1 protein-coding gene is annotated in these 824 nt (G+C 56.7%); it reads left to right on the top strand.

Going from position 1 to position 824, the window contains the following annotated elements; translation table 11 throughout:
- The first annotated feature begins 22 nt into the window (after nt 1–22).
- Nucleotides 23–595: a pepsin/retropepsin-like aspartic protease family protein gene (locus OB03_RS14280; protein WP_461344606.1), complete on the top strand. Its 573-nt coding sequence runs from the start codon at nt 23–25 to the stop codon at nt 593–595.
- The last annotated feature ends 229 nt before the right edge of the window (nt 596–824 follow it).

Genomic DNA, 824 nt, shown 5'->3' with positions numbered 1-824 from the left:
GTAGAAGCCGAGGATCAGCAGCATGCCGTCAGCGGGCACGCCAAGGCGCTGCTGCAAACGACGAGCGTCGAGCATTGTGAGCTTTCCAATTTGTTTAGGATTTGTGAGGCGAAGTACTGTCGGCAAGGAAGGCACAGGAATGGACAAACCGACAGCGACAGTGCCTGTGGTTCACCTTAGTGAGGCGGGGATCCATGATCTGGGCAACCCGCTGGCCGCCCCGTGTGTCGAGATCCTGTATTCGTTCCGACTGGATATGCTGCGCTCTCAGCGAGCGGAGGGGCGGACTTATGCGTTGATAGACACGGGTGCCGATGTGTCGGTTATAGCGCCACACCTCATTCCGCCGCACGCGCAATTGGAGAAAGAAATGCCCTCGCTCTCAATCGCGGGCGTGGGGACTACCACAGTTTATAGGGTTGAAATTAGTTTCGTTGGTTCGCCGGTTGCGTTCACTACACAAGTAGCTAGAGGCCCCGTCGGGATCGGACGTGCTTATTCGATGATTATTGGGAGAAGCCTGCTGCAAGCCACTCGATTTGTGTATGACCGACGTAACGGCATTAGCGCTTTGGACATTTTCAACTCGGAGTAACGTATATCGGGGCTGCACGATCAACATGCAGTCGGTCAGGTCCACCAAGCACACTTTGGAGGTATGCACGTTGACCGCAATATGGTGAGCGGTCATTTGCCCCCCCCCTCACTGCTCGGCGCGACCACTGGTACCGTCGCCGCTGCCGCATCGATCGCGCGGTTCGCCATATCTTGCTGGCCCGCATTGACGACCTTGGCAAAGTAGAAGCCGAGGATCAGCAGCATGC

The organism is Brevundimonas sp. GN22 (assembly GCF_054824005.1).
This window is presented reverse-complemented; position numbering and strand designations above follow the sequence as displayed.

Excerpts from the sequence above, each read along its gene's own strand:
- OB03_RS14280 (WP_461344606.1), top strand. The coding sequence starts at position 23 with ATGCCGTCAGCGGGCACGCCAAGGCGCTGCTGCAAACGACGAGCGTCG.